Source organism: Geodermatophilus africanus (genome assembly GCF_900107105.1).
Lineage (GTDB): Bacteria > Actinomycetota > Actinomycetes > Mycobacteriales > Geodermatophilaceae > Geodermatophilus > Geodermatophilus africanus.
Genome location: NZ_FNOT01000002.1, coordinates 256,889 through 281,934, shown reverse-complemented (window position 1 = coordinate 281,934; position 25,046 = coordinate 256,889). Strand labels below are relative to the sequence as shown.

The 25,046-nt window shown below is 76.4% G+C and carries 21 protein-coding genes and 1 riboswitch; of the genes, 15 read left to right on the top strand and 6 right to left on the bottom strand.

Going from position 1 to position 25,046, the window contains the following annotated elements; genetic code table 11:
• Nucleotides 1-179 precede the first annotated feature (179 nt).
• The gene (locus BLW63_RS03960) at nucleotides 180-6,212 is read left to right on the top strand and encodes a DUF4011 domain-containing protein (protein ID WP_091151710.1); all 6,033 of its coding nucleotides are present in this window, start codon (nucleotides 180-182) and stop codon (nucleotides 6,210-6,212) included.
• A 50-nt stretch (nucleotides 6,213-6,262) separates the two neighbouring features.
• Here BLW63_RS03960 and BLW63_RS03955 read toward each other — a convergent pair whose 3' ends face one another.
• Together BLW63_RS03955 and BLW63_RS03950 are read right to left on the bottom strand one after the other, a co-directional pair.
• A complete protein-coding gene (locus tag BLW63_RS03955) occupies nucleotides 6,263-6,658 on the bottom strand; it encodes a type II toxin-antitoxin system VapC family toxin (RefSeq protein WP_091151707.1) in 396 nt (131 codons plus the stop codon).
• A complete protein-coding gene (locus BLW63_RS03950; RefSeq protein WP_091152231.1) occupies nucleotides 6,655-6,891 on the bottom strand; it encodes a FitA-like ribbon-helix-helix domain-containing protein in 237 nt (78 codons plus the stop codon). Before BLW63_RS03950 ends, BLW63_RS03955 begins: the two co-directional genes overlap by 4 nt.
• Nucleotides 6,892-7,103: 212 nt before the next feature.
• Between BLW63_RS03950 and BLW63_RS03945 the strand changes: the two genes are divergently transcribed.
• The 5 genes from BLW63_RS03945 (at nucleotide 7,104) to BLW63_RS26630 (ending at nucleotide 11,528) form a co-directional block, all read left to right on the top strand.
• Nucleotides 7,104-8,207, top strand: coding sequence for a serine/threonine-protein kinase (locus BLW63_RS03945; RefSeq protein WP_091151705.1), 1,104 nt, complete (start codon nucleotides 7,104-7,106; stop codon nucleotides 8,205-8,207).
• 40 nt (nucleotides 8,208-8,247) lie between these two features.
• Nucleotides 8,248-8,385 carry a hypothetical protein gene (locus BLW63_RS26640; protein ID WP_170856634.1) on the top strand — a complete coding sequence of 46 codons (138 nt, stop codon included), beginning with the start codon at nucleotides 8,248-8,250 and terminating at the stop codon, nucleotides 8,383-8,385.
• A gap of 1 nt (nucleotide 8,386) precedes the next feature.
• On the top strand, nucleotides 8,387-9,556 hold the full coding sequence (locus BLW63_RS03940) for a TRAFAC clade GTPase domain-containing protein (RefSeq protein ID WP_091151703.1): 1,170 nt from the start codon (nucleotides 8,387-8,389) through the stop codon (nucleotides 9,554-9,556).
• The gene (locus BLW63_RS26635) at nucleotides 9,553-11,223 is read left to right on the top strand and encodes a GAP1-N2 domain-containing protein (protein WP_170856633.1); all 1,671 of its coding nucleotides are present in this window, start codon (nucleotides 9,553-9,555) and stop codon (nucleotides 11,221-11,223) included. Before BLW63_RS03940 ends, BLW63_RS26635 begins: the two co-directional genes overlap by 4 nt.
• Nucleotides 11,224-11,357: 134 nt before the next feature.
• Nucleotides 11,358-11,528 carry a hypothetical protein gene (locus tag BLW63_RS26630; protein ID WP_170856632.1) on the top strand — a complete coding sequence of 57 codons (171 nt, stop codon included), beginning with the start codon at nucleotides 11,358-11,360 and terminating at the stop codon, nucleotides 11,526-11,528.
• 236 nt (nucleotides 11,529-11,764) lie between these two features.
• On the opposite strand, the gene BLW63_RS03930 is transcribed toward BLW63_RS26630, so the two are convergent.
• Together BLW63_RS03930 and BLW63_RS03925 are read right to left on the bottom strand one after the other, a co-directional pair.
• Nucleotides 11,765-14,062, bottom strand: a complete 2,298-nt coding sequence (locus tag BLW63_RS03930; RefSeq protein ID WP_091151699.1) for a SpoIIE family protein phosphatase — start codon at nucleotides 14,060-14,062, stop codon at nucleotides 11,765-11,767.
• Between the two features lie 12 nt (nucleotides 14,063-14,074).
• On the bottom strand, nucleotides 14,075-14,425 hold the full coding sequence (locus BLW63_RS03925; protein WP_091151697.1) for an STAS domain-containing protein: 351 nt from the start codon (nucleotides 14,423-14,425) through the stop codon (nucleotides 14,075-14,077).
• A 73-nt stretch (nucleotides 14,426-14,498) separates the two neighbouring features.
• On the opposite strand from BLW63_RS03925, the gene BLW63_RS03920 reads away from it, so the two are divergent.
• From BLW63_RS03920 to BLW63_RS03905, 4 genes are all read left to right on the top strand, one after another.
• Entirely contained in the window at nucleotides 14,499-14,930 is a 432-nt protein-coding gene (locus BLW63_RS03920) for an ATP-binding protein (RefSeq protein ID WP_170856631.1), read from the top strand.
• Nucleotides 14,931-14,932: 2 nt separating this feature from the next.
• Nucleotides 14,933-16,426 carry a serine/threonine-protein kinase gene (locus BLW63_RS03915; protein WP_091151692.1) on the top strand — a complete coding sequence of 498 codons (1,494 nt, stop codon included), beginning with the start codon at nucleotides 14,933-14,935 and terminating at the stop codon, nucleotides 16,424-16,426.
• A gap of 81 nt (nucleotides 16,427-16,507) precedes the next feature.
• A complete protein-coding gene (locus tag BLW63_RS03910) occupies nucleotides 16,508-17,665 on the top strand; it encodes an RtcB family protein (RefSeq protein WP_091151691.1) in 1,158 nt (385 codons plus the stop codon).
• 323 nt (nucleotides 17,666-17,988) lie between these two features.
• Nucleotides 17,989-18,342: an STAS domain-containing protein gene (locus BLW63_RS03905; protein ID WP_091151689.1), complete on the top strand. Its 354-nt coding sequence runs from the start codon at nucleotides 17,989-17,991 to the stop codon at nucleotides 18,340-18,342.
• Between the two features lie 37 nt (nucleotides 18,343-18,379).
• Here BLW63_RS03905 and BLW63_RS03900 read toward each other — a convergent pair whose 3' ends face one another.
• Together BLW63_RS03900 and BLW63_RS26625 are read right to left on the bottom strand one after the other, a co-directional pair.
• Nucleotides 18,380-19,174, bottom strand: coding sequence for an NAD(P)-dependent oxidoreductase (locus BLW63_RS03900; protein WP_244522339.1), 795 nt, complete (start codon nucleotides 19,172-19,174; stop codon nucleotides 18,380-18,382).
• A 56-nt stretch (nucleotides 19,175-19,230) separates the two neighbouring features.
• Nucleotides 19,231-19,392, bottom strand: a complete 162-nt coding sequence (locus BLW63_RS26625; protein WP_170856607.1) for a hypothetical protein — start codon at nucleotides 19,390-19,392, stop codon at nucleotides 19,231-19,233.
• A gap of 352 nt (nucleotides 19,393-19,744) precedes the next feature.
• Nucleotides 19,745-19,878, top strand: a riboswitch (cyclic di-AMP (ydaO/yuaA leader).
• Nucleotides 19,879-19,890: 12 nt separating this feature from the next.
• Here BLW63_RS26625 and BLW63_RS03895 point away from each other — a divergent pair.
• From BLW63_RS03895 to BLW63_RS03875, 5 genes are all read left to right on the top strand, one after another.
• The gene (locus BLW63_RS03895; protein ID WP_091151687.1) at nucleotides 19,891-20,406 is read left to right on the top strand and encodes a C40 family peptidase; all 516 of its coding nucleotides are present in this window, start codon (nucleotides 19,891-19,893) and stop codon (nucleotides 20,404-20,406) included.
• Between the two features lie 650 nt (nucleotides 20,407-21,056).
• Nucleotides 21,057-21,692, top strand: coding sequence for a DUF2238 domain-containing protein (locus tag BLW63_RS03890; protein ID WP_091151685.1), 636 nt, complete (start codon nucleotides 21,057-21,059; stop codon nucleotides 21,690-21,692).
• A 21-nt stretch (nucleotides 21,693-21,713) separates the two neighbouring features.
• The gene (locus BLW63_RS03885) at nucleotides 21,714-23,156 is read left to right on the top strand and encodes an ADP-ribosylglycohydrolase family protein (RefSeq protein WP_091151683.1); all 1,443 of its coding nucleotides are present in this window, start codon (nucleotides 21,714-21,716) and stop codon (nucleotides 23,154-23,156) included.
• A 45-nt stretch (nucleotides 23,157-23,201) separates the two neighbouring features.
• On the top strand, nucleotides 23,202-24,044 hold the full coding sequence (locus BLW63_RS03880) for an SAM-dependent methyltransferase (RefSeq protein ID WP_091151681.1): 843 nt from the start codon (nucleotides 23,202-23,204) through the stop codon (nucleotides 24,042-24,044).
• A 90-nt stretch (nucleotides 24,045-24,134) separates the two neighbouring features.
• A complete protein-coding gene (locus BLW63_RS03875; protein WP_170856630.1) occupies nucleotides 24,135-25,043 on the top strand; it encodes a carbohydrate kinase family protein in 909 nt (302 codons plus the stop codon).
• Nucleotides 25,044-25,046: the final 3 nt, after the last annotated feature.

The window sequence follows — 25,046 nt, the reverse complement described above, 5'->3', positions numbered from 1 at the left end:
GGGCGTGCGGTCCGGCCCCACGGCGGGCGGGCGTCCTCGGCACCCGGCCGCACCGTCGTGACCCTCCGCAGGTGCCCGCGGCCGGTTCCGGAGCCAGTCCCGCCCCGCCCGTCACACCCGCCCCAGACGCCTCGGCGGCCTGAGGGGACCGTTCCGTCCGGACCGGTAGACAGGACGCCATGAGCACCACGCACGTCCGGCCCCCTGCCTCCAGCACCCGGCCGGCCGTCGCGATCCAGGCGACCTCGACGCCGGTGCTCAGCTACGCGCTCGCGCACAACCGCGTGCCGGTCGTCTCGCGGCTGGCGTTCACCAACCACGGCGGCGCGGTGCAGGGGGCGACCGTGCGGCTCGGGGTGCGCGACGCCGAGGGCCCGATCGGCGAGCCGGTCGAGCTGCTCGTCGACCTCGACGCCGGACAGACCACCGTGCTCAGCGACGTCGGCCTGGTCATGGACCCCGCCGCGATGCTGCAGATCGAGGAGCAGCGGCCCGGCTCCATCGAGGTCGACCTGCTCGTGGACGGCGAGGACGTCGGCGGCACCGCCGTCCCGGTGCAGGTGCTGGCCGCCAACCAGTGGCTGGCCGCGCCGGTGCCGCTGGCGCTGGAGATGCTGGCCGCGCACGTGCTGCCCAATCACCCGTCGGTGACCACGCTGATCGGCGAGGCCGCCGACCTGCTCGAGCAGCGCACCGGCAGCGGGTCGGTCCAGGGCTACCAGTCCGGCCCGGAGCGGGTCGACGAGATCGTCGCCGCGCTCGCCGAGGCCGTGCAGCGCCGCGCCGTCCGCTACACCGAGCCCCCGGCCGGCTGGGCCGACGTCGGGCAGAAGGTGCGCACCCCCGGCGACGTCCTCGACGGCCGGGTCGGCACCTGCCTGGACACCGTCGTCACGCTGGCCGCGGCACTCGAGCAGGCCGGCATCCGGCCGTTGCTGTGGGTCGCCGAGGGGCACTCCTTCCTCGGCTACTGGCGCGAGGAGCGCAGCGCCGAGAGCGTGGCCACCACCGACGTCGCGCCGCTGGTGAACCTCGTCGACCTGGGCCTGATCCGGCTGGTCGAGACCACGCTCCTCACCAGCCGTGGCACGGCCGGCGCCGACCTGCACGCCCCCGCCTACAGCGCCTGGCTGGCCGGCGCCGGCGACCTCGACCGGGTCCTCGGCGTCACCGACGTCCACCGCGCCCGGCGCGACGGCATCGTGCCGCTGCCGGCGCGCACCCGCGGCCGGGACGGCGCGGTGCAGGTCGTCGAGTACCGGCCGGCGGTGCACAGCGTGGCGGCCCGGCCGGTCGAGCGGACGCCGGGTGCACGGGCCGGCCAGCCCGGCCCCGAGGTTCCGGCCCGCGTGCAGCAGTGGAAGAACAGCCTGCTGGACCTCTCGCTGCGCAACCGGCTGATCAACTACACCGAGCGGGCCGGCCTGCCCCTGACCGTGCCCGCGGCGCAGCTGGCCCGCCTCGAGGAGCTGCTGCACGGCGGCACCGCGGTCCAGCTGCTGCCCAGCGACCGGATCGCCGCCGTGCACCGCGAGCGCGGCCTGGCCACGGCCCGCGACCTGCCCGAGGCCCAGCTGGCCGAGGTGCTCACCGAGCGCCGCGCCGTGCACGCCGAGGTCAGCGAGGGCGGCTACCTGCCGCGGCTGCGCAACCTCGCCTACAAGGCCAAGACGGTGCGCGAGGAGACCGGCGCCAACAACCTCTACCTGGCCCTGGGCAGCCTGGTGTGGGAGCTCGACGGCCGGCCGCTGCGCTCCCCGCTGGTCCTGGTGCCGGTCACCCTGGCCCCGACCAGCCGCAACGGCGTCTACCGGCTCGCCCTCGACGACACCGGGTCGAGCACCCCGAACCTCTGCCTGCTGGAGAAGCTGCGGCAGGTGCACGGCCTCGTCGTCCCCGGGCTGACCGAGCCCGGCGAGGACGGCGCCGGCACCGGCGTCGACCGGGCGCTGCAGGCGGTGCGCCAGGCGCTGGCCGACGCCGGTCTCCCGCACCGCGTCGAGGCCACCGCCGACCTCGCCGTCCTCCAGTTCGCCAAGTACCGGCTGTGGAAGGACCTCGACGAGCACTGGGCCGACCTCACCGCCAACCCGCTCGTGCACCACCTCGTGCACCGGCCCACGGAGGCCTTCCCCGACCCGGTCCCCGACACCGCGGGCGCCACGGACCTCGACGAGCTGGCCGCCGCCTGCCCGGCGCCCGCGGACGCCTCGCAGCTGCGCGCGGTCGCCGAGGCCGCCGCCGGCCGCACCTTCGTGCTCGAGGGCCCGCCCGGCACCGGCAAGTCGCAGACGATCACCAACCTGCTCGCCCGCGCCGTCGCCGACGGCAAGCGGGTGCTCTTCGTCGCGGAGAAGCGCGCCGCGCTGGACGTCGTCGCGCGGCGGCTCGAGGCCGTCGGCATGGGGCCGTTCGTCCTGGACCTGCACGACAAGGGCGCCAAGCCCGCCGAGGTGCGCGCCCAGGTGCAGGCCGCGCTGGAGCACGCGGTCGCCGCCGACGGCGCGGGCGCGCCGACCGAGGGGGCGGCCGCCGCCGACGAGGACCTGCGCTCGGCCCGCCGCACCCTGGCCCGCTACGCCGAGCGGCTGCACGAGGAGAACTCCGCCGGGCTGTCCTACTACACCGCCCGGACCGCGACGCTGGCCCGGCGCGACGGCGTCCCCACCCTGCCGGTGTCGCCCGCCTTCGTCGCCGCCGCGTCGGCCGAGACGCTCACCGCGGTGCGCTGCGCGCTGGCGCTGCTGCCCGACATCGCCGACCTGGTGCGCCCCTCCCCGCGGCACGCCTGGGCGTTCGTGGACACCGCGCAGGTCGACCTGCTCGCCGCGCAGCAGGCCGCGGCCGCCGTCGACCGGGCCGTCCGCGACCTGCCCAGCGAGCCGCACCTGGCCCGGGTGCTGCGCGAGGTCCGCACGCCCGCGGACCTCGACGCGCTGGCCCACCTGCTCGGCGGCCCCACGACCACGCTCGACGTCCTCGACGAGGTGCCGACCGAGCGCTGGAACGTGGCGACGACGACCGTGCTGGGCGAGGTCGCCGCGTTCAGCGGCGCCGTCCACCCCGGGATGGAGCTGGCCACCCCGGCCGCGCTCGAGCTGCCGCTGGCCGACCTCTACGTCGCCGCGCAGACCGCGCAGGCCGGCCGGTTCATGGCCCGCCGGGCGGGGCTGCGCGCGGTCCGCGAGCGGCTGCAGCCGGTGCTGCGGCCGGGCGTGAAGGTCTCGCTCGGCGACGTCCCGGAGCTCACCGCCCGGCTGTGGCGGCTGCAGACCGCCGCGCAGGGCATCGTCGCCCGCGCCTCGGTGATCCCCGGCCTGGCCGTGCCGCCCGGCTGGAACCCGCTGGCCGAGCCCGAGCTGCTGGTCGGCCAGGTCGAGTGGCTGGACCGGGCCGGCCGGGCCACCGACAGCGCCAGCGACTTCGCCGTCGCGCTGCGCCGCTGGGTCGTCCAGGGCGAGGGTCCCGACCCGGCCGTCGCCGCCACCGTCGCCCGGCTGCGGAACACCGTCACCGCGCTGCTGCGGGTGTGCCGCAGCAACCCACGCCGGCTGGCCGAGTGGGCCGGGGACGACGGCCTGGTGCTGCGCTGGCAGATGACCCGGCCCGAGCGCGGCGTCGAGCACACCGGGCTGATGTCGCTGCGCCGCTGGGCCGACCTGGTCGACACCCTCGAGCCGCTGCGCGCCGCCGGGCTGCACGAGGCCCGGGCGCTGCTGGTCACCGGCGAGCTGCCCGCCGAGGACGCCGTCCGGGCCTTCGAGCGCGGGCTGGCGCGGGCCTCGGTCGCCGAGCGCCGCGACGCCACCGGCCTCGACGACTTCGACGCCGACGCGCACGAGCGGGCCATCACCCGGTTCACCGCGGCCTCGCGGGCGGTGCGCGCGCAGCTGCGCTCGGCGTTGCCCACCGCGGTGCTCGCCGCCCGGCCGCACGACGCCGCCGGCGACGACGGCGAGGTCGGCGCGCTGCGGCGGGAGCTGGCCAAGGCCCGCCGTGGGCCGGGCGTGCGGGCGCTGCTCGCCCGCCACGGCCGGCTGGTCATCACCGTGACGCCGTGCGTGCTGGTCAGCCCGGACTCCGTGGCGCGGTTCTTCCCCGCCGAGGCCGGCCTGTTCGACCTGGTGGTCTTCGACGAGGCCTCGCAGATCCGGGTGGCCGACGCGGTCGGCGCGCTGGGCCGGGCGACGGCGGCCGTGGTCGTCGGCGACAGCCGGCAGATGCCCCCGACGTCGTTCGCCGAGCCGACCTACGGCGTCGCCGAGGACGACGCGGTCGAGCTGCTGGGCACCTCGGTCGAGGACGAGGAGTCGATCCTCTCCGAGTGCGTGCAGGCCCGGGTGCCGCGGCAGTGGCTGTCCTGGCACTACCGCAGCCAGGACGAGTCGCTCATCGCGTTCAGCAACGCCACCTACTACGACAACCGGCTCTCGTCGTTCCCCGCGCCGACCCACGGCCGGCCCTCGGCGGACGTCGACGGCCGCGGCATCTCGCTGGTCCGGGTCAACGGCACCTTCCACCGCACCGGCGCCGGCCGGCTGCTGCGCACCAACCCGATGGAGGCCAAGGCGGTCGTCGCGGAGGTGCGCCGCCGCTTCGACGCCTCGCCCGACCGCCTGCCCTCGATCGGCGTGGTCACCTTCAACGCCCAGCAGCGGGCCTACATCGAGGGCCTGCTGCGCGACGCCGGCGATGAGCGGCTGGTCGAGGCGCTGGACCGCACCGACGGCGAGGGGTTGTTCGTCAAGAACCTGGAGAACGTCCAGGGCGACGAGCGCGACGTCGTCCTGTTCTCGACCGGCTTCAGCGTCGACGACCGCGGCGTGCTACCGCTGAACTTCGGCCCGCTCAACCGGGTCGGCGGCGAGCGGCGGCTCAACGTGGCGGTCACCCGCGCCCGCCGGCAGGTCGTCGTCCTGTCCTCGTTCGACCCCGCGCAGCTGCGTGCCGAGCAGACCTCGTCGGTCGGGGTGAAGCACCTGCGCGCCTACCTCGACCTGGCCGCGCTGGGCACCGACGCGCTGCCGCGCGACGCCCGGCCGGTCGCCGTCCCGGACCGGCATCGCGAGGAGATCGCCGCGGCGCTGCGCGACCGGGGCCTGAGCGTGCGCACCGACGTCGGCCTCTCGGACTTCCGCGTCGACCTGTCGGTGGCGCGGGCCGGGACGCCGGAGGAGCCGGTGGTGGCCGTGCTGCTCGACGGCCCGGCGTGGGCCCGGCGGCGCACCGTCGGCGACCGCGACGGCCTGCCGGTCGAGGTGCTGTCGGGGATGCTCGGCTGGCCCGCCGTCGAGCGGGTCTGGCTGCCGACGTGGCTGCGCGACCGCGAGGCGGTGCTCGACCGGCTGGTCGCCGCGGTCGGGGCGGTGGCGGGCGCCGCGGTCGGGTCGGTGCCGGTCGCCGCTCCCGTCCTGGCCCCGCCCGTCGAGGGTCCGGCCTTCTCCACGGAGGAGGCCGCCGTCCCGCCGGTGCCCGCGCCCGCGGAGCCGCCCGCGTCCGAGGTGCGCGTGATCGTGCCGCTGCGCGCCGCCCCGCCGGCGGTCGTGGAGACCGTGCTGTCCCCCGAGCCCGCGGAGGTGGCCGGGTCGGCGCCGGCCGAGGAGGTCGAGAGCCCGGCCCGGCCGGCGCGCCGGGCGACGCGGAAGACCGCCGCCCCGCTGCTGGACGGCGAGACGGCGTTCTCCCCCTGGACGCCGCGGGGCGGCCTGGAGCGCAAGGCCCTGGACTCCCTGGACGACCCGCGGGCCGCGCGCACCGTGCGGCGGGTGCTGACCGCCGGTCTCAAGGCGGAGGGCCCGGTGCACCGCGACCGGCTGGTACGGGCGGCCGCGGGCGCCTTCGGGCTGTCCCGGGTCAGCGAGGCCCGCCGCGACGCGCTGCTGCAGCTGCTGCCCGACGGCGTCCTCGATGGCGAGTTCGCCTGGCCCGAGACGCTGGACCGCGCCGGCTGGACCGGTTTCCGCCGGCAGGCGGCCAGCGCCGACCGGCCCCTGGAGCACGTAGCGCCCGCGGAGGTCGGCAACGCCATGGCCGCGCTGTGCCGGGCGGCCGGCGAGCTGGCCGAGGACGAGCTGTTCGTGCGCACCGCCGAGGTGTTCGGCTACCGCCGCCGGACGCCGTCGCTGGCCCTGCTGCTGCAGGCCGCGCTGACCCGCGCGCTCGACATCGGCCGGCTGGTGCGGCAGGAGTCCGGCGCCCTCACCGCGCCCTGACCGGCCCCTCGGGCTCCGGCGCCGTGCCTCGCGAGGCGTGGTGCCCTCTCTCACTCCGGCAGGAGGAAGGTGCAGGTGGGGCCGCTGGCCCGGGCCAGGCGCCGGTCCAGCGTCGCCAGCGGGACGGCGAGCTCCTCGGCCAGGGCCACGGAGGCGGCGTCGTAGGCCGTCACCGCCGGGTGCAGCTCCCAGATCCGGGTCGCCAGCGGCTCGAAGCGGAACGACCGGACGCTCAGCCGCGTCAGGTCCAGGTGCGCGAGCGTTGCGACGTCAGCGCCGAGCCGGCCACCGAGCGCTGCCCGGCGCAGGACGTTCGACGCCTCGATCTGCATGTGCGGAGGGGCGGTGAGGTCCTCCCCCCGGAGCAGCGCCCGCGCCCATCCGCCGTCGCTCCCCGCGTCGACCAGGGCGGCGACCACGACGGACGCGTCGACGACCAGGGTCACCGACGGTCGGCGTCGCGTGCCTCGAGGATCGCGTCGGCCGGCAACCGGGTGCCGGTGGCGCGTGTCCGTTCGGCCACCCGATCCCACAGCTCGTCGGGGTCAGGTCGCTCCGCGAGCGCGGTCAACTGTCCCCGCACGTACTCCTGGAGTGACTGGCCCGCGCGGGCGGCACGCGCCGCGAGCACGTCCCGGGTGCCCTCGGGGACGTTCCGGATGGTGACGGAGACGGCCATGAGCATCATGTTAGCTGCGTCGACTGCAGAATGCATGCATCTCGCTCCACTTTCCACGTCTCAGGGGCGGAATGGGGGACGTCCCGGATGTCCCGGGCACCGGGTGCGGGGACCCTGGCGGGGCCGGACGGACCGGGCGGCCGACTCACACCTGACTCCCAGGTGGAGGACCTAGCCTCGGCCCCACCGCCGTCGATGGGAGGCCGTACCGCGTGGACGAGGCGCTCGACCCCGCCGGAACGGTCGCCGACCTGGCCGGCACCCGCCAGATCGGCCTGCTCGAGCCCGGCGACCCGGACCGCATCGGCCCCTACGACCTGCTGTGCCGGCTGCCGCGCGGCGGCCAGGGCGCCGACGTCTTCGTCGGGTCGGCCGGGCCGGACGGCGCGCTGGTCGTGATCAAGCGGCTGCCCGAGGGGGCGCCGGAGCTGGCCCGCAAGCGGCTGGCCCGGGAGGTGGAGAACGCCGCCCGGGTGAAGAGCTCCCGGGTCGCCAGCATCGTCGACCAGGACCTCGACGCGGGGGCCCCCTACTACGTGCAGCAGTACGTCTCCGGGACGCCGCTGGACGAGTTCATGGCCCACCGCTCCGGCGGGCTGAACGCCGAGGAACTGCGCCGCATCGCCATCGGGCTGCTGCGCGCGCTGCGCGACGTGCACGCCGCGGGCGTCGTCCACCGGGACGTGAAGCCGGGCAACATCATCATCTCCGGCGAGGACGTGTGGCTGGTCGACTTCGGCATCAGCCGGTACATCGGCCCCGAGCCGCCCTCGGGGACCGCGACCACCGGGATGGCGGCTCTCGGCACGAAGCTGTTCGCCAGTCCCGAGCAGCTGGCGGGCGCGGTGCTCACCGAGGCCAGCGACGTCTACAGCTGGGGCATGGTGATCGCCTACGCGGCCGGCGCGGTGCACCCGGTCGACCCCGACGACACGATGCCGGACTCCGACTACTACCTGGCGCTGCGGGCCGGCCGGCTGGACCTGACCGGGGTGCCGGCCAACCTGCTCGAGAGCGTGGAGAAGGCGCTGCGGTTCACCCCCGAGCGCCGGCCGACCGTGGCCCAGCTCGCCCGCCAGGTGGAGCAGCGCACCCGCTGGCTGGGCGAGACCTCGCAGATCCCCGACCCGCGCACGACGGTGCGCGACCTGCGCTCGCTCGGCGCGGTCACCGAGGCGGCGCGCTACGAGCTGGCCCGGCTGGAACGGGCGGTCGCCGACACCTGGACCGGCTTCGCGGTGGCCGCGGCCGCGATGGTGCTGCTGGGCGTCGTGGCCGGGCTGCTGCTCGCCGTCCTCTACCACGTCGTCTTCTGACCCTGGTCCCCAAGGGACCCGACCCCCGAGGAGGGACACCGTGTCCGGGATGTACGAGCGCGCGCTGGCCCAGCAGCGGCTCGACGCGCGCCGCCAGCGGTTCCGCGAGCGGCAGCGGGTGCTGCTGGCCGTCCTCGCCGTGAGCACCGTCGTCTTCTTCGCGCTGTTCGTCCGCTGAGATGCGCCGCCGCGTCTGCCTCCGCTGCCTGGAGCCCCTGACCGCGCCCGTGTGGCGCGACGCCACCGGCGCGCCCACCCGGCCACCGGTCGAGCGCCGCACCCGCTGGCACCGGCTGCTCGACCCACTGCGCACCGACCCGCAACCGGCGCCCACCGCCCGGGAGGCGGCCGGCGCGGCCGCGGCCACCGTGGTGCCGACCTGCCCGCGGGGGCACCGGCTGCCGCCGGAGTACCTCGACCGGCCGACCATCGTGGTGGGCCTGGTCGGGCTGACCGGCGCGTCGAAGAGCACCTACCTGACCGTCCTCATCGACCTGCTGCACGAGGGCGCGCTGGCCCCGCTCGGCGTCTCCGTGGAGATGGACGAGGACAGCGCCGCCCGCTTCGACGACCACCGCTACCGGCTGCTGGTGCAGCACCAGCAGCTGCCGCTGACCCTGCCGCTGCTGGGCGAGGGCAGCTCGCCCGAGCCGTTCGTGCTCGTCCTGCGCGGCACCGGCCGGAACGGCGCCGAGCGCGCGGTCAACCTGGTGTTCTTCGACGCCTCCGGGGAGCAGCTGTACCGCAGCGAGGACATGGGCCTGTACGGCAGGTTCCTGTACGCGGCGACGTCGCTGCTCGTCGTCCTCTCCCCCGGCGTCTTCCCACGGCTGCGCTCGGTGGCCGACCCGGGCGAGGCCTCGATGGGCCTGGCGCGGCACACGCAGATGGTGGTCAACCTGGCCAACGTGCTGCGCGCCGCCCGCAACCTGCCGCCGGACGCGCACGTGCCCGACGTGGCGACCGCCGTCGTGCTGAGCAAGGCCGACAAGCTGCGCGGCGTGCCGGACTTCCCGGCCGGGACGCTGCGCGACCCCGACCTGCGGGCGATGCCGCTGGCGCACTGGTTCGCCGACGTGCGGGCCAACAGTTCCCGGCTGGTCGACTTCCTCGAGGTCAGCGGCGGGTCGAACCTGCTGACGACGGTGCTGCACCGGCTGCCCCGGCCGACCGTGCACGCGGTCTCGGCCACCGGCGCCGACGCCCGCGACGGTGGCTATCCGCGGATCGCGCCGGTCGGCGTGCTCGACCCGCTGCTGGTGCTGCTGGCCCGCTCGGGCTTCCTCTCCGCGGAGGGGCTCGACCCCGAGGAGTACGGCGCCGGCCTGCGCGGCGAGTGGGTGCGGTGAGCGGCCGGGCCTGCCCGCAGGCGCTCTACACCTCGGCCAGCCGCACGCTGGAGGGGCCGGGGTTCGGCGTCTACGCGCACTCGGCCGACTGGCCGGCCGAGGTGGGCCGCACCCGCAAGGCGCTCGGCGCGCTGGTCGGCTCCCGGCCGGAGGAGGGCGAGGCCCACGGCGTGCTCTCCCGCGGCGCGGGCCGGGTGCTCTACCGGGCGGTGGCCGCGCGCGCCGACGGCTTCGGCCGGCCGGGCAACTACCTGGTGCACCTGCTGTGGGACGGGAGCGGCCGCCTCGGCGTGCGCGAGCTGCTCGCGCTGCGCCGGGCCGGGCAGTTCCTCGACGCGCTACCGGAGGACGCCGCCCCCACCGCCGCCCTGCCGCCGCTGCGGGTGACCCTCGCCGACCGGGTCGCGCCGGCGCTCCCCCCCGACGAGGTCGACGCGCTCACCCCGCCACTGGCCGGGCTGCTGGCCACGCTCGCCGCGGGCTCGGGCTGCTGCGCGCTGCCGGTGCGGACGGCGTCGGGGCGCGAGGTGGCCGAGGTGCTGTTCGCCGTCCTGCCACGGGCGCTGACCGCGGGCGTCTCGCTGCACACCGGCGCCCGGGAGGACGACGGCGACACCGCGCCGGTCGCCGTGCGGCTCACCGACGCGCCCGCGCGGACGTCGGCCGCGACGCGCGACACCGAGCGCGCCCGCACGCTGCTCGAGGCGGCCAGCAAGGGCGAGCTCGCGCCCGACGAGCTGGCCGACGTGCGCCGTCTCGACGTCTGGCTGTTCGCCGACAGCTGGGCCGAGCAGGACGCCGCCGGGCTGTCGGCCGGGCAGCTGGCCGGCGTGCTGGAGTCGTCGGCCGCACCGCGCTGGCTGGCGCGCGGGGGCAACGCGGCCGCCGCCCTGGACACCGCTGCGGACAGCCCGGCCGTCGAGGCGGCGCTGCGGGCGGCGGTCGACCGGTGGCCGGCGGTCGCCGGGCTGGTGCGCGACCGGGTGCTGGCCGGGCTGCTGGACGAGGTCCTCGACGGCGGCCCCGGCCCGGCCGAGCTCGCCGTCGAGGTCGCCGGGATCGGCCAGGCCGACCTGTGCGCGGCGCTGGCCGGGGAGGTGCGGCGCGGGCGGCGGATCACCCGCCTCGACCGCGCGGCCGGCCTGCTGGTCGAGCAGGCGCTCGGCCTCGGCGTCGACCTGCCGCTGCTCGGGCTCACCCCTCAGACCTGGGAGCTGGCGCTGCTGGCCACCCGCCGCGCGGTCGTGGGCGACGCGCTGGTCGCGCAGTGGCGCTCGTCGGGCGGGTGGACGGCGGCGCACGGCGAGCTGCTGGGGCACCTGCTGGTCGCCGACCCGGGCTGGCTGTCACGGCTCGGCGACGTCGTCCCGGTCCCGTCGCTGCCCCCGGCGCTGCGGTGGGCCGCACTGCGCATGGACGTGGCCGGGGTCGAGGAGTTGGCCGCCGCGGTCGCCACCGGGGCGGGCGCCGGCCGCGGGTGGGCGCTGCGCGAGGTGGTGTTCGGCTCCGAGCTGCCCGCCGGCGACGTGGACCGGGTGCTCGGCCGGCGGCTGGAGCTGCTGCTGGTGGACGACGGCTGGCCGCCGGAGCTGGCGCGGTCCTTCGCCGGGGGCCGGGGTGGCGAAGGTGCGTCGCCCCGCCGCCGTCTCCGCCGCGGCGACGGCTGAACCCCCGGACGGGCGGACTGTGCGACCTCTGCCGACCCAGCGGTCCCACCCGTCACAGCCGCCCCGTCGCGTCCCAGGCGTGCCCGGTCCGGCTCCTAGCCTCGGTAGGGACCACGCACGGAAGGACGCTCATCGTGGCCAAGCACCTGCTGGACGAGACCGCCGAGTTCACGCTCCCCACCGCCGGGCGGCACGCGGCGGCGGCCGACGACGACGCCGCCGACCGCACGCAGCGGTTCGACGCCGGCGTGCGTCGCCAGCCGCCGGTCCCCGGCCGCGCGGACGCCGACGGCCGCACCCGGTAGGCGCGGCCGGCTCGCCGCGGCACCTTCCCCGCGCGACCTCTCCCCCTGCCCACGACGCGGGGAGCGGGAGAGGTCGCGTGGGGGGACACCGTCGGCCGTCGACTCCGACGGGGACACCTCTCCGCCCGACCTCTCCCGCTGCTTCCCATGCGAAGCAGCGGCTGAGGTCGCCGGAGGGACGTCGGCCCCGGGCGGACCCGATCAGCGGTGACCGCGGCCCGGGAGGTGCGCGCGGCTCACGTTCGGGCGAGGCCGACCAGGGTGACGTCGTCGGTGTCCGGCGGGTCGAGGGCGGCCAGCACGTCGTCCAGCAGCGCCTCGGGGGCGCCGCCGGCCGCGACGGCGGCGCACAGCGCGTCCAGCCGGTCGGGCAGCGGCACGTCGCGGCGCTCCACCAGCCCGTCGCTGTAGAGCAGCAGCCGGTCCGGCCCGGCCAGCAGGAGCCGGGTCTCGGCGTAGTCGACCTCGTCCAGCAGCCCCAGCGCCGGGCCGCGCCCCTCGGAGAGCAGCCGCACCCCGTCGGCCGCGGCGTGCAGCACCGGCAGGTGGCCGGCGTTGGCGACGGCGACCTCCCCGGTCCCCGGGTCCAGCTCGGCCACGACCGCGGTGGCCAGCTCCCCGGGCAGCAGCGCGGCGATCACCTCGCCCAGCCCCTGCAGTGCGGCGGCCGGGCCGCGGTCGCGCAGCAGGTGGGCCCGCAGCGCGTGCCGCAGCTGTGCCGTGACCGAGGCGGCGGCCAGGCCGTGCCCCGCCACGTCACCCAGCACGATGGCGAGCCGGCCGCTGGGCAGCGGCACCACGTCGTACCAGTCGCCGCCGACGACGTCCGCGGCGCTGGGCCGGTAGCGAGCGGCCAGCGCGACCCCGGGCACCTCCGGCAGGTCGTCGAGCAGCAGCGTGCGCTGCAGCGCCACGGCCAGGCGGTCGTCCTCCCCGGCCCGCAGCAGCGCCGACTCGGTCAGGTGCGCGGCCAGCGCCCGGGCGGCCTCGACCTCGTGCGCGCGCCACGGCAACGCCGTCCCCCGCACCGTCTCCCGCCACGCGGCGAACGAGCGGCGCGGCGACAGCCGCGGCCCCGCCTCGGTCTGCACGGTCTCGGCCGTGTGCGGGTTGCCGCCCCAGGTGACCTCGCGCGGGGTCTCCGGCCGGAACCAGGCGAGGAAGTCCCCGCGCCCGCCGCCCACCTCGACCGCGAGCAGGCCGCTGGCGGTGCCGGCGACGTCCGCCGCCTCGGGCACGACGCTGCCGAGCGCGTCGGTGGCCGGACGCCCCTGCGCCAGCAGCGCGGCGACCAGGCCGGGCACGCGCTCGGCCGGCGGGGTGCTGCCGAGCAGCTGCAGCCGGCCGTCGAGGCGGACGGCGGCGCCCGCGGCGGGCAGCAGGTCCAGCACGGTCGGCGTCCCCCGGGTGAGGGCCTGCGCCGGGGTCCGCGGGGTGCGGCCGAGCGCGGCGACCAGCTCGGCCTGCCGCTGCGCCACCGCGACGACGCGGCCCTGCTCGCCGGTCTCCACGGTCGTGTGCAGCAGCAGCGAGGCGGTGCGGCCGAGAAACTCCGCGGCCACCCGGTCGGCGTAGGAAGGGCGGCGCGGGAAGCGGTAGGAGTGGCAGGCGATGAGCCCCCACAGCCGGCCGCGGTCGAGCAGCGACACCGACATCGAGGCGACCACGCCCATGTTGGCCAGGTACTCCAGGTGCACCGGCGAGACGCTGCGCAGCATCGCGCCGGAGAGGTCCAGCGGGCGTCCCGTGCGCGGGTTCGCCACCGGCTCGAGCGGCACCCGCCGATAGGTCGCGTCGGGGATCAGCCGCAGCCAGTTGGTCGCGTAGAGCGCGCGCGCCTGGGCGGGGATGTCGCCGGCCGGGTAGCGCAGGCCGAGGAAGGGCTCGAGGTCCGTGCGCCGGTCCTCGGCCACCACCTCGCCGTTCCACTCGGGGTCGAAGCGGTAGACCATCACCCGGTCGAAGCCGGAGAGCGCCCGCACCTCGCGGGCCAGCGAGGCGGTGAGCTCGTCGAGGGTGCCGCCGGCCGACAGCCGCTGCAGCACCAGCGCCAGCCGGGCGTGCCAGACCGGGTCGGCCCGCTCGGCCCCGGCGAGCGGCTCCCACTCGGTGACCAGCAGGCCGTCGGCGCGGTGGACGACGAGGTCGACCTCGGCACCGGCGACGGTCACCCGCAGCGGGTTGATCTCGGTCAGGTCCTCGGCCAGGCCGGCGCGCAGCCGGTCGAGGTCCGCCGGGGCGAGCACGTCGGCGAGGGACGCCGGGGCCACGCCCAGGACGTCGGCGGCGTTGGCCGAGGCCATGACGACGGCGAGGTCGGCCTCGGTGACGGCCAGCAGCGCGCCGTGCGGCTGGATGGCGCCGGGCACGGCGATCGGCTCGTCGGCGCAGCGCTGCAGGGCGCCGTCGTCCACCCCGGGCACCTCCGGCTCTGCCCCCTGGCTCGACTCCGCGCCGCGGTCCGCTCCTCGCTCGTCCCTCACTGCGGTGCTCCCGCGGCTGTCGTCGGGCGCGGCGTGCTCGATCGGCGTCATCGCCCGGCGACCCTACGGACCGACCTCGTTCTCGGTCAGGCTGGGCGACTCGACGATGGGCACGACCGCCCGCAGTTCGAGCAGGTCGACCACCAGCCGCACCGGCCGGTTGGCGCGCGGACAGACGACCTCGAGGGCGACGCCGGCGGCAGCGGCGCGGCGGGCGACGCGCACCAGCTCCCGGGCGCCGGAGCTGTCGAGGAACGTCGTGTCGATCAGGTCGACGACCAGGGACTGCGGCTGCTGGGACAGCAGTGACTCGACGGCCGCCACGAGGCGCGGGGCGGTCGCCAGGTCCAGCTCGCCGCGTACTGTCAGCGCCGGCCGCCCGAGGACCGTGGTCCGTTCGACGTCGAACTGCACCGATCGATCCTCCCATCCACGACGCGCAACCTGAGCAGCCTAGATGCCTGCGGGCGGGAGGGGGGAACCCGGCGTGGACATCGCCTTCACCGTCCACCTCCCGGTGGACAGCGGCAGCGTCCCGTTCATCCGGGGGCTGTGCCGGCAGGCCCTCGTGCACCTGCACGTCGAGGACGCGGTGGTCGACGAGGTCGCGCTGGCGCTCACCGAGGCCTGCGCCAACGTCGTCCAGCACACCGGGGACCACGCCGAGTACGAGGTCGCGGTGGCCATCGACGACCGGCTGTGCCGGATCAGCGTGGTCGACAGCGGGGACGGCTTCGACCCCGCCGAGCCGGCCACGCGGGACGAGCGCTCGCCGCTGGACGAGGGCCGCGGCCTGCTGCTCATGCAGGCGCTGGTCGACCGGCTGGACTTCCGGCACGAGCCCGACGGGCGGCACCGGGTCACGCTGGAGAAGCGCCTGTCGGCCCACCCGCCGCTGCGCCTGGTCGACCCCGTCTGAGCATGGCGGCGACGGGGGAGGTCCTCCAGGACCGCTACGAGCTGCGGTCGCTCATCGCGACCGGCGGCATGGGCGAGGTCTGGCGCGCGCAGGACCGCGTGCTCGGCCGTGAGGTCGCGGTCAAGGTGCTCAGGAGCCAGTTCACCGGCGACCCGGTCTTCCTGACCCGGTTCCGCACCGAGGCCCGCCTGTCGGCCGGGCTCACCCACCCGAACATCGCCGTGCTGCACGACTACGGCGAGGTCGAGCCCGCCACCCCCGGTGGTGACCGGCTGGTCTACCTGGTCATGGAGCTGGTGGACGGCGAGCCGCTGTCGGCGGTGCTGGCGCGCGAGGGGCGGCTGACGCCGGAGCGCACGCTCGACCTGCTCGGCCAGGTCGCCGCCGGGCTGGCCGCCGCGCACGCGGCCGGGGTCGTGCACCGCGACGTGAAGCCGGCCAACCTGCTGGTCCGGCCCGACGGCACGGTGAAGATGACCGACTTCGGCATCGCCTGGTCGGCGGCGAACGCCACCGTCACCCGCACCGGCCACGTCGTCGGCACGGCGCAGTACCTCGCGCCCGAGCTCGTCCAGGGGCAGAAGGCCACGCCCGCCGTCGACGTGTACTCGTGGGGCACGGTCGCCTACGAGTGCCTGACCGGGCGCCGTCCCTTCGACGGGCCCGACCCGGTCGAGGTCGCGATGCGGCGGGTCTCGGAGACGCCCGCACCGCTGCCGGCCGACGTCCCCGCGCCGGTCCGCGAGCTGGTGGAGCGCACGCTCGCCACCGACCCGGCCGCACGCATCCCGGACGCCGCTGCGCTGGTGCCCGCCGTCGCCGGCGCCGCCGCGGGCCGCGCGCCGGAGCCGGCCGACGAGCGGACCGCGACCCGCGTGCTGCCCGTCGTCCCCGTGCAGCAGCCGGCCACCGCGACGCTGCCGGTCGGCCCGGTCGCGGCCGCCGCCGTCCCCCCGGTGCTGCCCGCGCTCGACGACCGGGACGACGAGGACGACGACCGGGGGCGGTTGCGCCGGCTGGTGGTGCCGGTGCTCGTCGGGCTGGTGGCCACGGCGCTCGTCGTCACCGGACTGGTGCTGGGCAGCCGCGACGTGCCCACCGCTGCACCGGCCGCGGCCGCCCCGACGACGTCCGCACCGACGACGCCCGTCGCGCCCCGGCCCACGGGCACCTTCGTCGAGGTGGACCCCGCCGACCACGTCGGCCAGCAGGTGGCCGCGGTACAGGCCTGGTTGACCGGCCTGGACCTGCCGGTCACGCTGGTCGCGGTCGAACGCGCCGACCTCACGGTCGGGCAGGTGATCGCGCTCGAGCCGACCGGCGTCCTCCCGGTGGGGACGACGGTGACCGTCGCGCACGCCGTCCCCCCGCCGCCACCTCCGCCCCCGCCGACGACCGCCGCGCCGTCGCCGACCGCCGACGACGGGGACAAGGGCAAGGAGAAGGACAAGGACGAGGACCGCGGGCGGGGCCGCGACAAGAAGGACGACGACTGACCTCTCCGCGCGGGTGATCCGGGTGCGGACGGCGGGGCGGTCCTGCTCCACCGTCGCGCCACCCACCGGAGCGGGAGGGACATGGAGAAGATCAGCGACCGCCTCCTCAACTGGGCGTCGATCCTCGAGCCGACCACGCGCGCGCAGGCCGAGCGCACCGCCTCGATGCCGTTCATCCACCCGCACGTGGCGCTGATGCCCGACGCGCACCTGGGGCTGGGCGCGACCGTCGGCTCGGTGATCCCGACCGACCGGGCGATCATCCCGGCGGCGGTCGGGGTCGACATCGGCTGCGGGATGATGGCCGTGCGCACCCAGTTCACCGGCGCCGACCTCCGCGGCCGCGACCTGGTGAGGCTGCACGAGCAGGTTTCGCGGGCGATCCCGCTGTCGGCCGGCCGCTACAACAAGCAGCTGCGAGAGACCGCGGCGGCGCGGGTCGAGGAGCTGCGCGACCTGCCGGGCGTGGCGCAGGCCGACGGCGTCGCGCCCAACTGGCCGCTGCAGCTGGGCTCGCTCGGCTCGGGCAACCACTTCGTCGAGGTCTGCCTGGACGAGGCCGACCGGGTGTGGCTGTTCCTGCACTCGGGCTCCCGCGGCGTGGGCAACCGGCTGGCGTCCCGGCACATCCGGGTGGCGCAGGACCGCTGCCGCGGCATGGACCTGCCCGACCGCGACCTGGCCTACCTGGAGGAGGGGACGGCGGAGTTCGACGCGTACCTCGAGGCGCTGCGCTGGGCACAGCGGTTCGCGGCGCTCAACCGCGAGGAGATGATGGACCGGCTCGCCCAGCAGGTGTCGCGCTTCGTAAGCGAGGAGGTGCACCGGGCGCAGGTCGTGCAGTGCCACCACAACTACACCGAGCGGGAGACGCACCACGGCACCGAGGTGTGGCTGTCCCGCAAGGGCGCGATCTCCGCGCGGGCCGGTCAGTGGGGGCTCATCCCCGGCTCGATGGGCGCGGCGTCCTACGTCGTCGTCGGCAGGGGCGACGTCGAGTCGCTGACGTCGGCGCCGCACGGGGCCGGGCGCAACCACTCGCGCAACGCCGCCCGGCGGCTGTTCACCCGGGCCGACCTGGACCGGCGGATGGCGGGCATCGCCTGGGGCCGCTCGGACGCCTTCCTCGACGAGCACCCCGACGCGTACAAGCCCATCGAGCGGGTCATGGCCGACGCCGCCGACCTGGTGGAGGTCCGGCACACGCTGCGCCAGGTGGTCAACGTCAAGGGCGACTGACGGGGACCCCCTGCCGGGACCTCTCCTCCTGCTTCCCCCGGGAAGCAGGAGGAGAAATCCCGGCGGAGGTGCCCGCGGCGGGCCCGCGCAGGGCGCGTTCCTCGCATCCGAGGACGGGTCACCGGCCGTCCGGCGGCCGGACGGCAGCCGGACGGCGTGTCGGCACGATCCGGTGGTGCTCCATCCCATCGTGCACCGGCCAGATCGCGCGGGGCCTGTTAACGTCGGAAACCGGGTCGAAGAGCTGGCCCGGACGCGCCCGCCCATGGGCACACCGTCCGGCGGACCAGCCGCCGACCCGGCACCCCGCAAGGGGGAACACCATGCACGAACGTCGCAACCCGCAGCGCCCGCTGCTGCTCTCGATCGACCTGCGGACCGGCTGCGTGACCGCCGCAGGCGAACTCGACCGCCTCGTCGCCCACCGGCTCGCCGACGCGCTGCACGCGCTCAGCCTCACCGACCACCGCGCGTGGACCGTCGACGCCTCGGGCCTCACCTTCTGCGACGCCGAGGGCCTGCGGGCGCTCGCCGCGGGTGCCGCGCTGGCCGAGAAGCGCGGCTGCACGCTGCGGCTGGTGGCCCCCTCGCCCTTCACCGTCCGGCTGCTGCGGCTGACCGGCCTGGCCGGCCTGCTGGATCCCGCGGCCGCACGGTCGCCGCTCGGCGCGGCCTGACCGTCCGGTCCCGCGAGGCGGGCGGCCGGCCGCGGGGTCACGCGGGGGTGAGGACCCGCACCGGCTCGCCGCGGAGCCAGGCGGCGACGTCCTCGACCGCGTCGCCGTAGAAGACGCGGTAGGTGTCGCGGGTGACGTAGCCCAGGTGCGGGGTGAGCACGGTGCGCGGCGCGGTGCGCAGCGGCGAGTCGGGCGGCAGCGGCTCGCGGTCGTAGACGTCGAGGCCGGCGCCGGCGAGGCGCCCCTCGGCCAGTGCCTCGAGCAGGGCGGCCTCGTCGACGACCGGGCCGCGCGAGGTGTTGACCAGGATCGCCCCGGGCTGCATGCGGGCGAGCTCGTCGCGGCCGACCAGCCCGCGGGTGCGGTCGGAGAGCACCAGGTGGACGGTCACGACGTCGGCGGTGGCGAACACCTCGTCGCGGTCGACGCGGCGGACGCCGGCCTCCGCGGCCCGCTCGTCGGTGAGGTGCTGGCTCCACGCGACGACGTCCATGCCGAAGGCCTGGCCGATGCGGGCGACACGGGTGCCCAGCCGGCCGAGGCCGACGACGCCGAGCCGGGCGCCGGCCAGGTCGGTGCCGACGGTGCGCTGCCAGCCGGCCGCAGCCGCGGGAGCAGCTCGAGGAGGCTGCGCGGGAACGGGGTGCGCTCGCGCATGGCGACGACGACGTCGAACCCGGCCAGCCGCTCGGCGACGGCGTCCCCGTCGTCGAGGTGGTCGGCGAAGCTGACGACCTCGGCCTCCTCGGGGAGGCGGGACCAGTCCGCGAAGTCGGCGGAGACGGACTGGAAGTCGTCGAGGACGGCGATGCGCAGCACGGTCCCTGAGCATGACGGCGGCCCCCGCCCGGTGCGAGCGGGGGTCGCCGTGCCGTCAGTGCGGCGAGCTCAGCGCACGGGGCCGCGACCGTAGCCCCGGCCGCCGCCCTGCTTCTTGTTCTGCTCGCCGATCTTGGCGATGAACTCCTTGATCTTGGCCTGGTTCTGCGGCTTGCGGGCCTCCTGGATGACCTTCGCCGCGATCCCCGACATCAGGGCCTTCCTCAACATGCCGGCCATGGTGTTCCTCCTCGGTTCGATTGACCGGTGTCGTGCCCGCTGGGCCGGACGTCCAACCACCGGCTCCGGACGGCCCTGCGTCGCCGTCCCGCCACACTCCGTGCGGCCATGCCGGGGTGCGGTCAAATTCTCGGCGAGGCGCTGACCTGCGGTTTCGCCCAGGCGAGAGGTCGGTGGTGCGCGCGTCTGCGGTGGTCAGCACGGCGTGTCCCGGCGTGTCGGGCGTGCCGTCCCGAACCTCGGTCTCCGTTTTGAACAGGGCCGAAGGACCCCCTTAGCCTCGGCGGCCGTCCGGAGGGCCCGCGTCGCCGACCTGGTGACACCCGATGGACGCCGCCGAACCGTGCACCGGTCGCTGACCGGTGCACGGGCCGGGGACCCACCGCAGCACTGGGGTGAAGCGCGACCTCGTCGCGCCGGGCGACTCCCCCGTCCGAACCCGTCAGCTAACCCGGTAGGCGGTCGTGGAGAACAGGAGAACCGTCGTCGATGACGACTGCCCGCACGTCCTTCGCTCGTCGCTCGTTCCGCGGGGTGGCCGTCGCCGCCATCGCCGGTGCCGGCATCGCCCTCTCGCCCCTGCCGGCCTCGGCCGCTGTGGGGAACGCTCCTACGTCGGCCTCGGTCGCCGCCGCGCCGGCCGTCGCGTCCAGCGCCGTCGCGCAGAAGGCCGTCGACACCGCGCTGGCCCAGCGCGGCGACATGTACCTGTACGGCGCGACCGGTCCCGACCGGTTCGACTGCTCGGGGCTGACCAGCTTCGCCTACAAGGCGGCCGGCGTCTCGATCCCGCGCACGTCCAAGGCCCAGTCGACGTTCGGCACCCCGGTGTCGAAGGCCAATCTGCAGCCCGGTGACCTGGTGTTCTTCTACAGCCCGGTCTCGCACGTCGGCATGTACATCGGCAACGGTCAGATGGTGCACTCCTCGAGCGCCGGCAAGCCGGTCAGCGTCGTGTCGCTGGACTCGATGCCGAGCTTCTCCGGCGCCCGCCGGGTCGCCTGACCAGCTCACGTGCGGTGAGATCGCCGATCCCGCACGGCTACGACGCTGTAGACGTGCGAGATCGGCGGTCTCGCCGGCCGGTCAGCCGGAGCGGCAGGGCTGCGGTGGCTGGTCGGCCGGTTGCAGGGAGAACACCGACGCGGCGTCCTGCGGCCACGTGCGCAGGAACAGCAGGCCGTACCGCTCGTCGAGCAGCGCGTCCGGGCCGGTGATGCCCGTGAGGTCGAGCAGCCGACCGGACTCGTGGTTGCGGTAGCGCCGGAGCTCCGCGCCGCAGGCGGACCGTGACCACGTCCCCGACCGCGCCCATGACGAGCACCGGGGTCCAGGCGTCGTCGGGGCTGCTGTCGCTCAACAGCACGCGGGTGGGCTGGACGGCGTGGCCGGCGGCGTGGCTGGTGCACACGCTCGTCCGGGCGCCACGCGGGGCGGTCGGCCCGAGCTCGCGGTCGGTCACGGCGTGCTCCTGTCCTGCGTGCCTCCGGCGTCCTGCGCCGGCCGGGGACAGTGCAGCACCGGGACGCGGCGGTGCGCCCGCCAAGGACGCCGTCGTCCCCCGGTCGCGCGGGTGACGCTCCGGCCGGTGACGCAGCGTGGTGGCCGCCCCGGGAGCGCGCGACTCCTCCACGTGAGGCGGGTAGGGCGGCGACGTGGACGGGCGCACGCTGCTGCTGGGTGACTGGACCCCGTGGGTGAGGGACGGCATCGACGTCCTGCGACTGATCATCGTGGCCGGGGCCGCGGTCTACGCGGTCGACGGGCAGTGGGGGTCGGCGGCGCTGCTCACCGCGTTGGGGAGCGTCACGCTCGTCGCGCGGCTGGTGAACCTGCCGCGGCTCTACGACCTGGCGCTGACCCTCGGCATGGCCCTGCAGGGGTTCGGCGAGACGCTGGGCCTCTACGACCAGTTCGTCCGCTTCGACGACCTGGTGCACTTCACGCTGCCGATGCTCACGGCCCCGGTCGTCTACATCGCCCTGGCCCGGCTCGACGTCGTCCCCGACCCGCGGGACGAGACGCACCTGCAGCACTACGTGGGCATCGGCGTGGTGACGGCAGCGCTGGGCGTCGCCATCGGGGCGCTGTGGGAGCTGTTCGAGTGGCGGTCCGACGCCTGGTTCGGGACGGCCCTGTCGGAGGACAACGACGACACCAACGGCGACCTCTTCCGCGACACGCTGGGCTCGCTCGTCGGCGCGGGGCTGCTGGTCGTCTGGGCCCGGTTCGGCTGGGGGTCCGTCCGCCGGATCCCCGGGGTGAACACCCACGAGGACATCAGCGCCTGAGAGTCGGAGCAGGATGCTCGGGTGAGCCCGCGCATGCACCGCTCGCACCGGGCCGCCGGCGCCCTGGTCGGCTCGGCCGTCGGCGACGCCCTCGGTGCACCGTTCGAGTTCGGCCCGCCCGGGCAGTTCACCGCCCGCTTCCCCGCCCCCGCCCGGGGCGCGCGCACCGAGATGTGCGGCGGCGGGCCGCTGGACCGGGAGCCCGGCGAGTTCACCGACGACACGCAGATGGCACTGCTGGTCGCGACCTCGCTCATGGCGCGCGGCGGGCTGGACGAGGCCGACCTGTTCGACCGGTTCCTGCGCTGGGCGGCCGCGGACCCGCCGGACGTCGGCGAGCAGACCCGCGCCGTCCTCGGCTCCGGCCTCCCGTGGCACGCCGCCGCGGCCGACCACGTCCGCCGCAGCGGGCGGGCGGCCGGCAACGGCTCGCTGATGCGCACCACGCCGGCCGCCGTCCGGTTCGCCCGCGACGGTCGCGAGGCCACCATGGACGCCGCCCGGCGCATCTCGGCGCTCACCCACGGCGACCCGGCGGCCGGCGAGGGCTGTGCGGTCATGCACGAGCTGGTGCGGGTGGCCCTCGACGGCGGCGACCCGCTCGACGCGGTCCCCGCGGCGCTGGCGTCGGTGGCCGGCGAGCACCGCGCGCGGTACGCCGAGGTGCTCGCGCCGGACTGGACGCCGCACCCGGGCGCGCCGAACGGGGCGGTGTGGCCGACGCTCGGCTCGGCGGTGTGGGCGCTGCGGCAGGGGACGTCGTTCGCCGACGTCCTCCGGCTGGTGGTCGACCTGGGCGGGGACACCGACACCGTCGCCGCGGTCGCCGGCGGGCTGGCCGGGGCGGTGTACGGGATGGGCGGCATCCCGATGCGCTGGTCGTCGGTCGTCCACGGGCGCGTCCCCGGGCACGGCGAGCGGGTGTGGCGCCTGGCCGACCTGCAGCAGCTGGCGGCCGCGCTCGACGGCGGGGCGCAGCAGAGCTACGACGCCGGGGTGATCCCGCGCATCGGGCCGCGAGAGGTGCTGCCGGGCATCTGGGCGGGCAATCTCGACGGCGCCCGGTACAGCGAGCAGGACTTCGCCGTCATCTCGCTGTGCCGGCTGGGCGAGCCGTTCCCGCACGGGCTGCACCGCATGGCCCACATCGCCGACGACGACTCCAACACCGACCTCGACACCGTGCTGGCCGACGTCCTCGACGACATGGCCGCGCTGCGCGCCGAGGGGCACCGGCTGCTCGTGCACTGCCACGGCGGGGCCTCCCGGACCGGGCTGGTGCTGCGCGCCTGGCTGGTCCGCGAGGAGGGGATGACGGCGGCGGAGGCCACGGCGCACGTCGCCGAGCGGTGGCCGCACCTGGGGCTGTGGAACGACAGCTTCACCGCCGCACTGGCCCGGCTCGAGCCACGGCCGCGGGTGAACCCACCGGTTCCGCAGCTCCGCGGTGACGTGCCAGGCTGACGCGGAGCCGGCCACCGGCCACGACGAGCCACCTGCGAGGCGCACATGGACTCAGCGAACGCCCCGCAGGCGCCGTCGGACGACCAGCCGGCCCGCGCGAGCATCGCCCGCGTCTACGACGCCGCCCTCGGGGGGACCGACAACTTCCCGATCGACCGCCAGGTGCTCGCCCAGGTCCGTGCCGTGGCGCCCGAGGTCGACGACCTGGCCTGGTCGAACCGCAGGTTCCTGGGCCGGGCTGTGCGCTTCCTGGCCGACCAGGACGGGATCCGCCAGTTCCTCGACTGCGGCTCGGGACTGCCCACCGCGGAGAACACCCACCAGATCGCGCGGCGGATCGACGCCTCGACCCGGGTGGTCTACGTGGACAACGACCCCGCGGTCATCGCGCACAGCGAGGCGCTCCTCGCCGGGGACGACTCGTGTCGTGTCGTGGAGGCGGACATCTTCCGGCCGGCCGACGTGCTCGGGAACGAGACCGTCCGCGGCCTCCTCGACCTCACCCAGCCGCTGGCACTGCTCCAGGTCGGGACGCTGCACCACTACGGCGGGGACGACGGCGCCGAGCTGATGCGGCAGTACGTCGACGCTCTCCCCACCGGCAGCTTCGTGGTGGTCGCCCACTTCTTCGACCCGGAGACCGATGAGCTCGGCCCGCTCGCGCGGCGCATGGAGGAGGTGTTCCTGCACAGCCCGATGCGCTCGGGGGTGTTCCGCACGCGCGCGGAGATCACCGGGTTCCTGCCCGGCCTGGAGATCGTCCCGCCGGGTCCCGGCCGGCCCGGCCAACTGGAGCTCTGCGACCTGTGGTGGCCCGACGGCCCCCGGCTGCGCGCCCTGAACCCCGTGCAGCGTTGCATCGCGGCCGGGATCGGCCGCAAGACCTGAGGGCGTTGGTCCGACGCGGCTCGCGCAGCGTCCGCGCTGCGGCGTCGGGCTCATCACCCGGCTCTTCCTGCGCCGGGCACCCTGACGCACGTGGCTGACGAGGACGCTGCCCGGTGGCCTCGCCCCGCCGGGCGGGGCCGGGTGGTGGCCGTGGGCAAGCTGGTGGCCGACCAGCTGCTCGAGCTGTCCGAGCCCCTGGTGGCCGGCGGCCAGCAGCGGGTCGTGCGGACGACGACGGCGGGCGGCGCACCGGCCAACGTGACGGCGAACCTGGCCCGGCTGGGTGTGCCGTCCCGGATCGCGGGCTGGGCGGGTGCCGATCCGCTCGCCGACGGGCTGCTGGCCGGCCTCGCCGGGCGCGGCGTCGAGGTCGCGGTGGTGCGCCGCGGCCGGGCGCCGCTGTCGACGGTGCTGGTGCACCCGGACGGCGAGCGCACGCTGCTCACCGACCGCGGGGAGGGCGGGCTGGAGCCGGCGGACGTCCGCGTCTCGTGGGTCGCCGGCGCCGCCGTCGTCCACCTGGACGGCTACGACCTGCTGCGCTCCCCCGACGCGGTGCGGGCCGCTGCCACGTCAGCCCGCGACGCCGGCGTGCCGGTGAGCGTGGACGTCGCTGCGGCGAGCCGCATCGAGCGCTCCGGTGCGGCCGCGTACGTGGACCTGCTCGCCGGGCTGCGGCCGGACCTGCTCTGCTGCAACGCCGCCGAGGCCACGGTGCTGGGCCTGGACGGCGACCTGCCGGCGTGGGCGCCCGGGCTGGTGCTGGTGCACGCCGGCGCCCGGCCGACCCGGGTGGCCACCCCGGCGGGTGCGTGGCAGGTGCCGGTGGCGCCGCTGCCCGAGGGCCGGCTGCGCGACACGACCGGCTGCGGGGACGCCTTCGTCGCCGGGGTGCTGGCCGGCTGGCGGGCCGGGGCGTCGGTGCCGTCCGCCGTCCGGACCGGTCACGCAACGGCCGCAGTGGTCGCCGGTGTGGTCGGTGGCCAGCCGCCGTCCTGACCT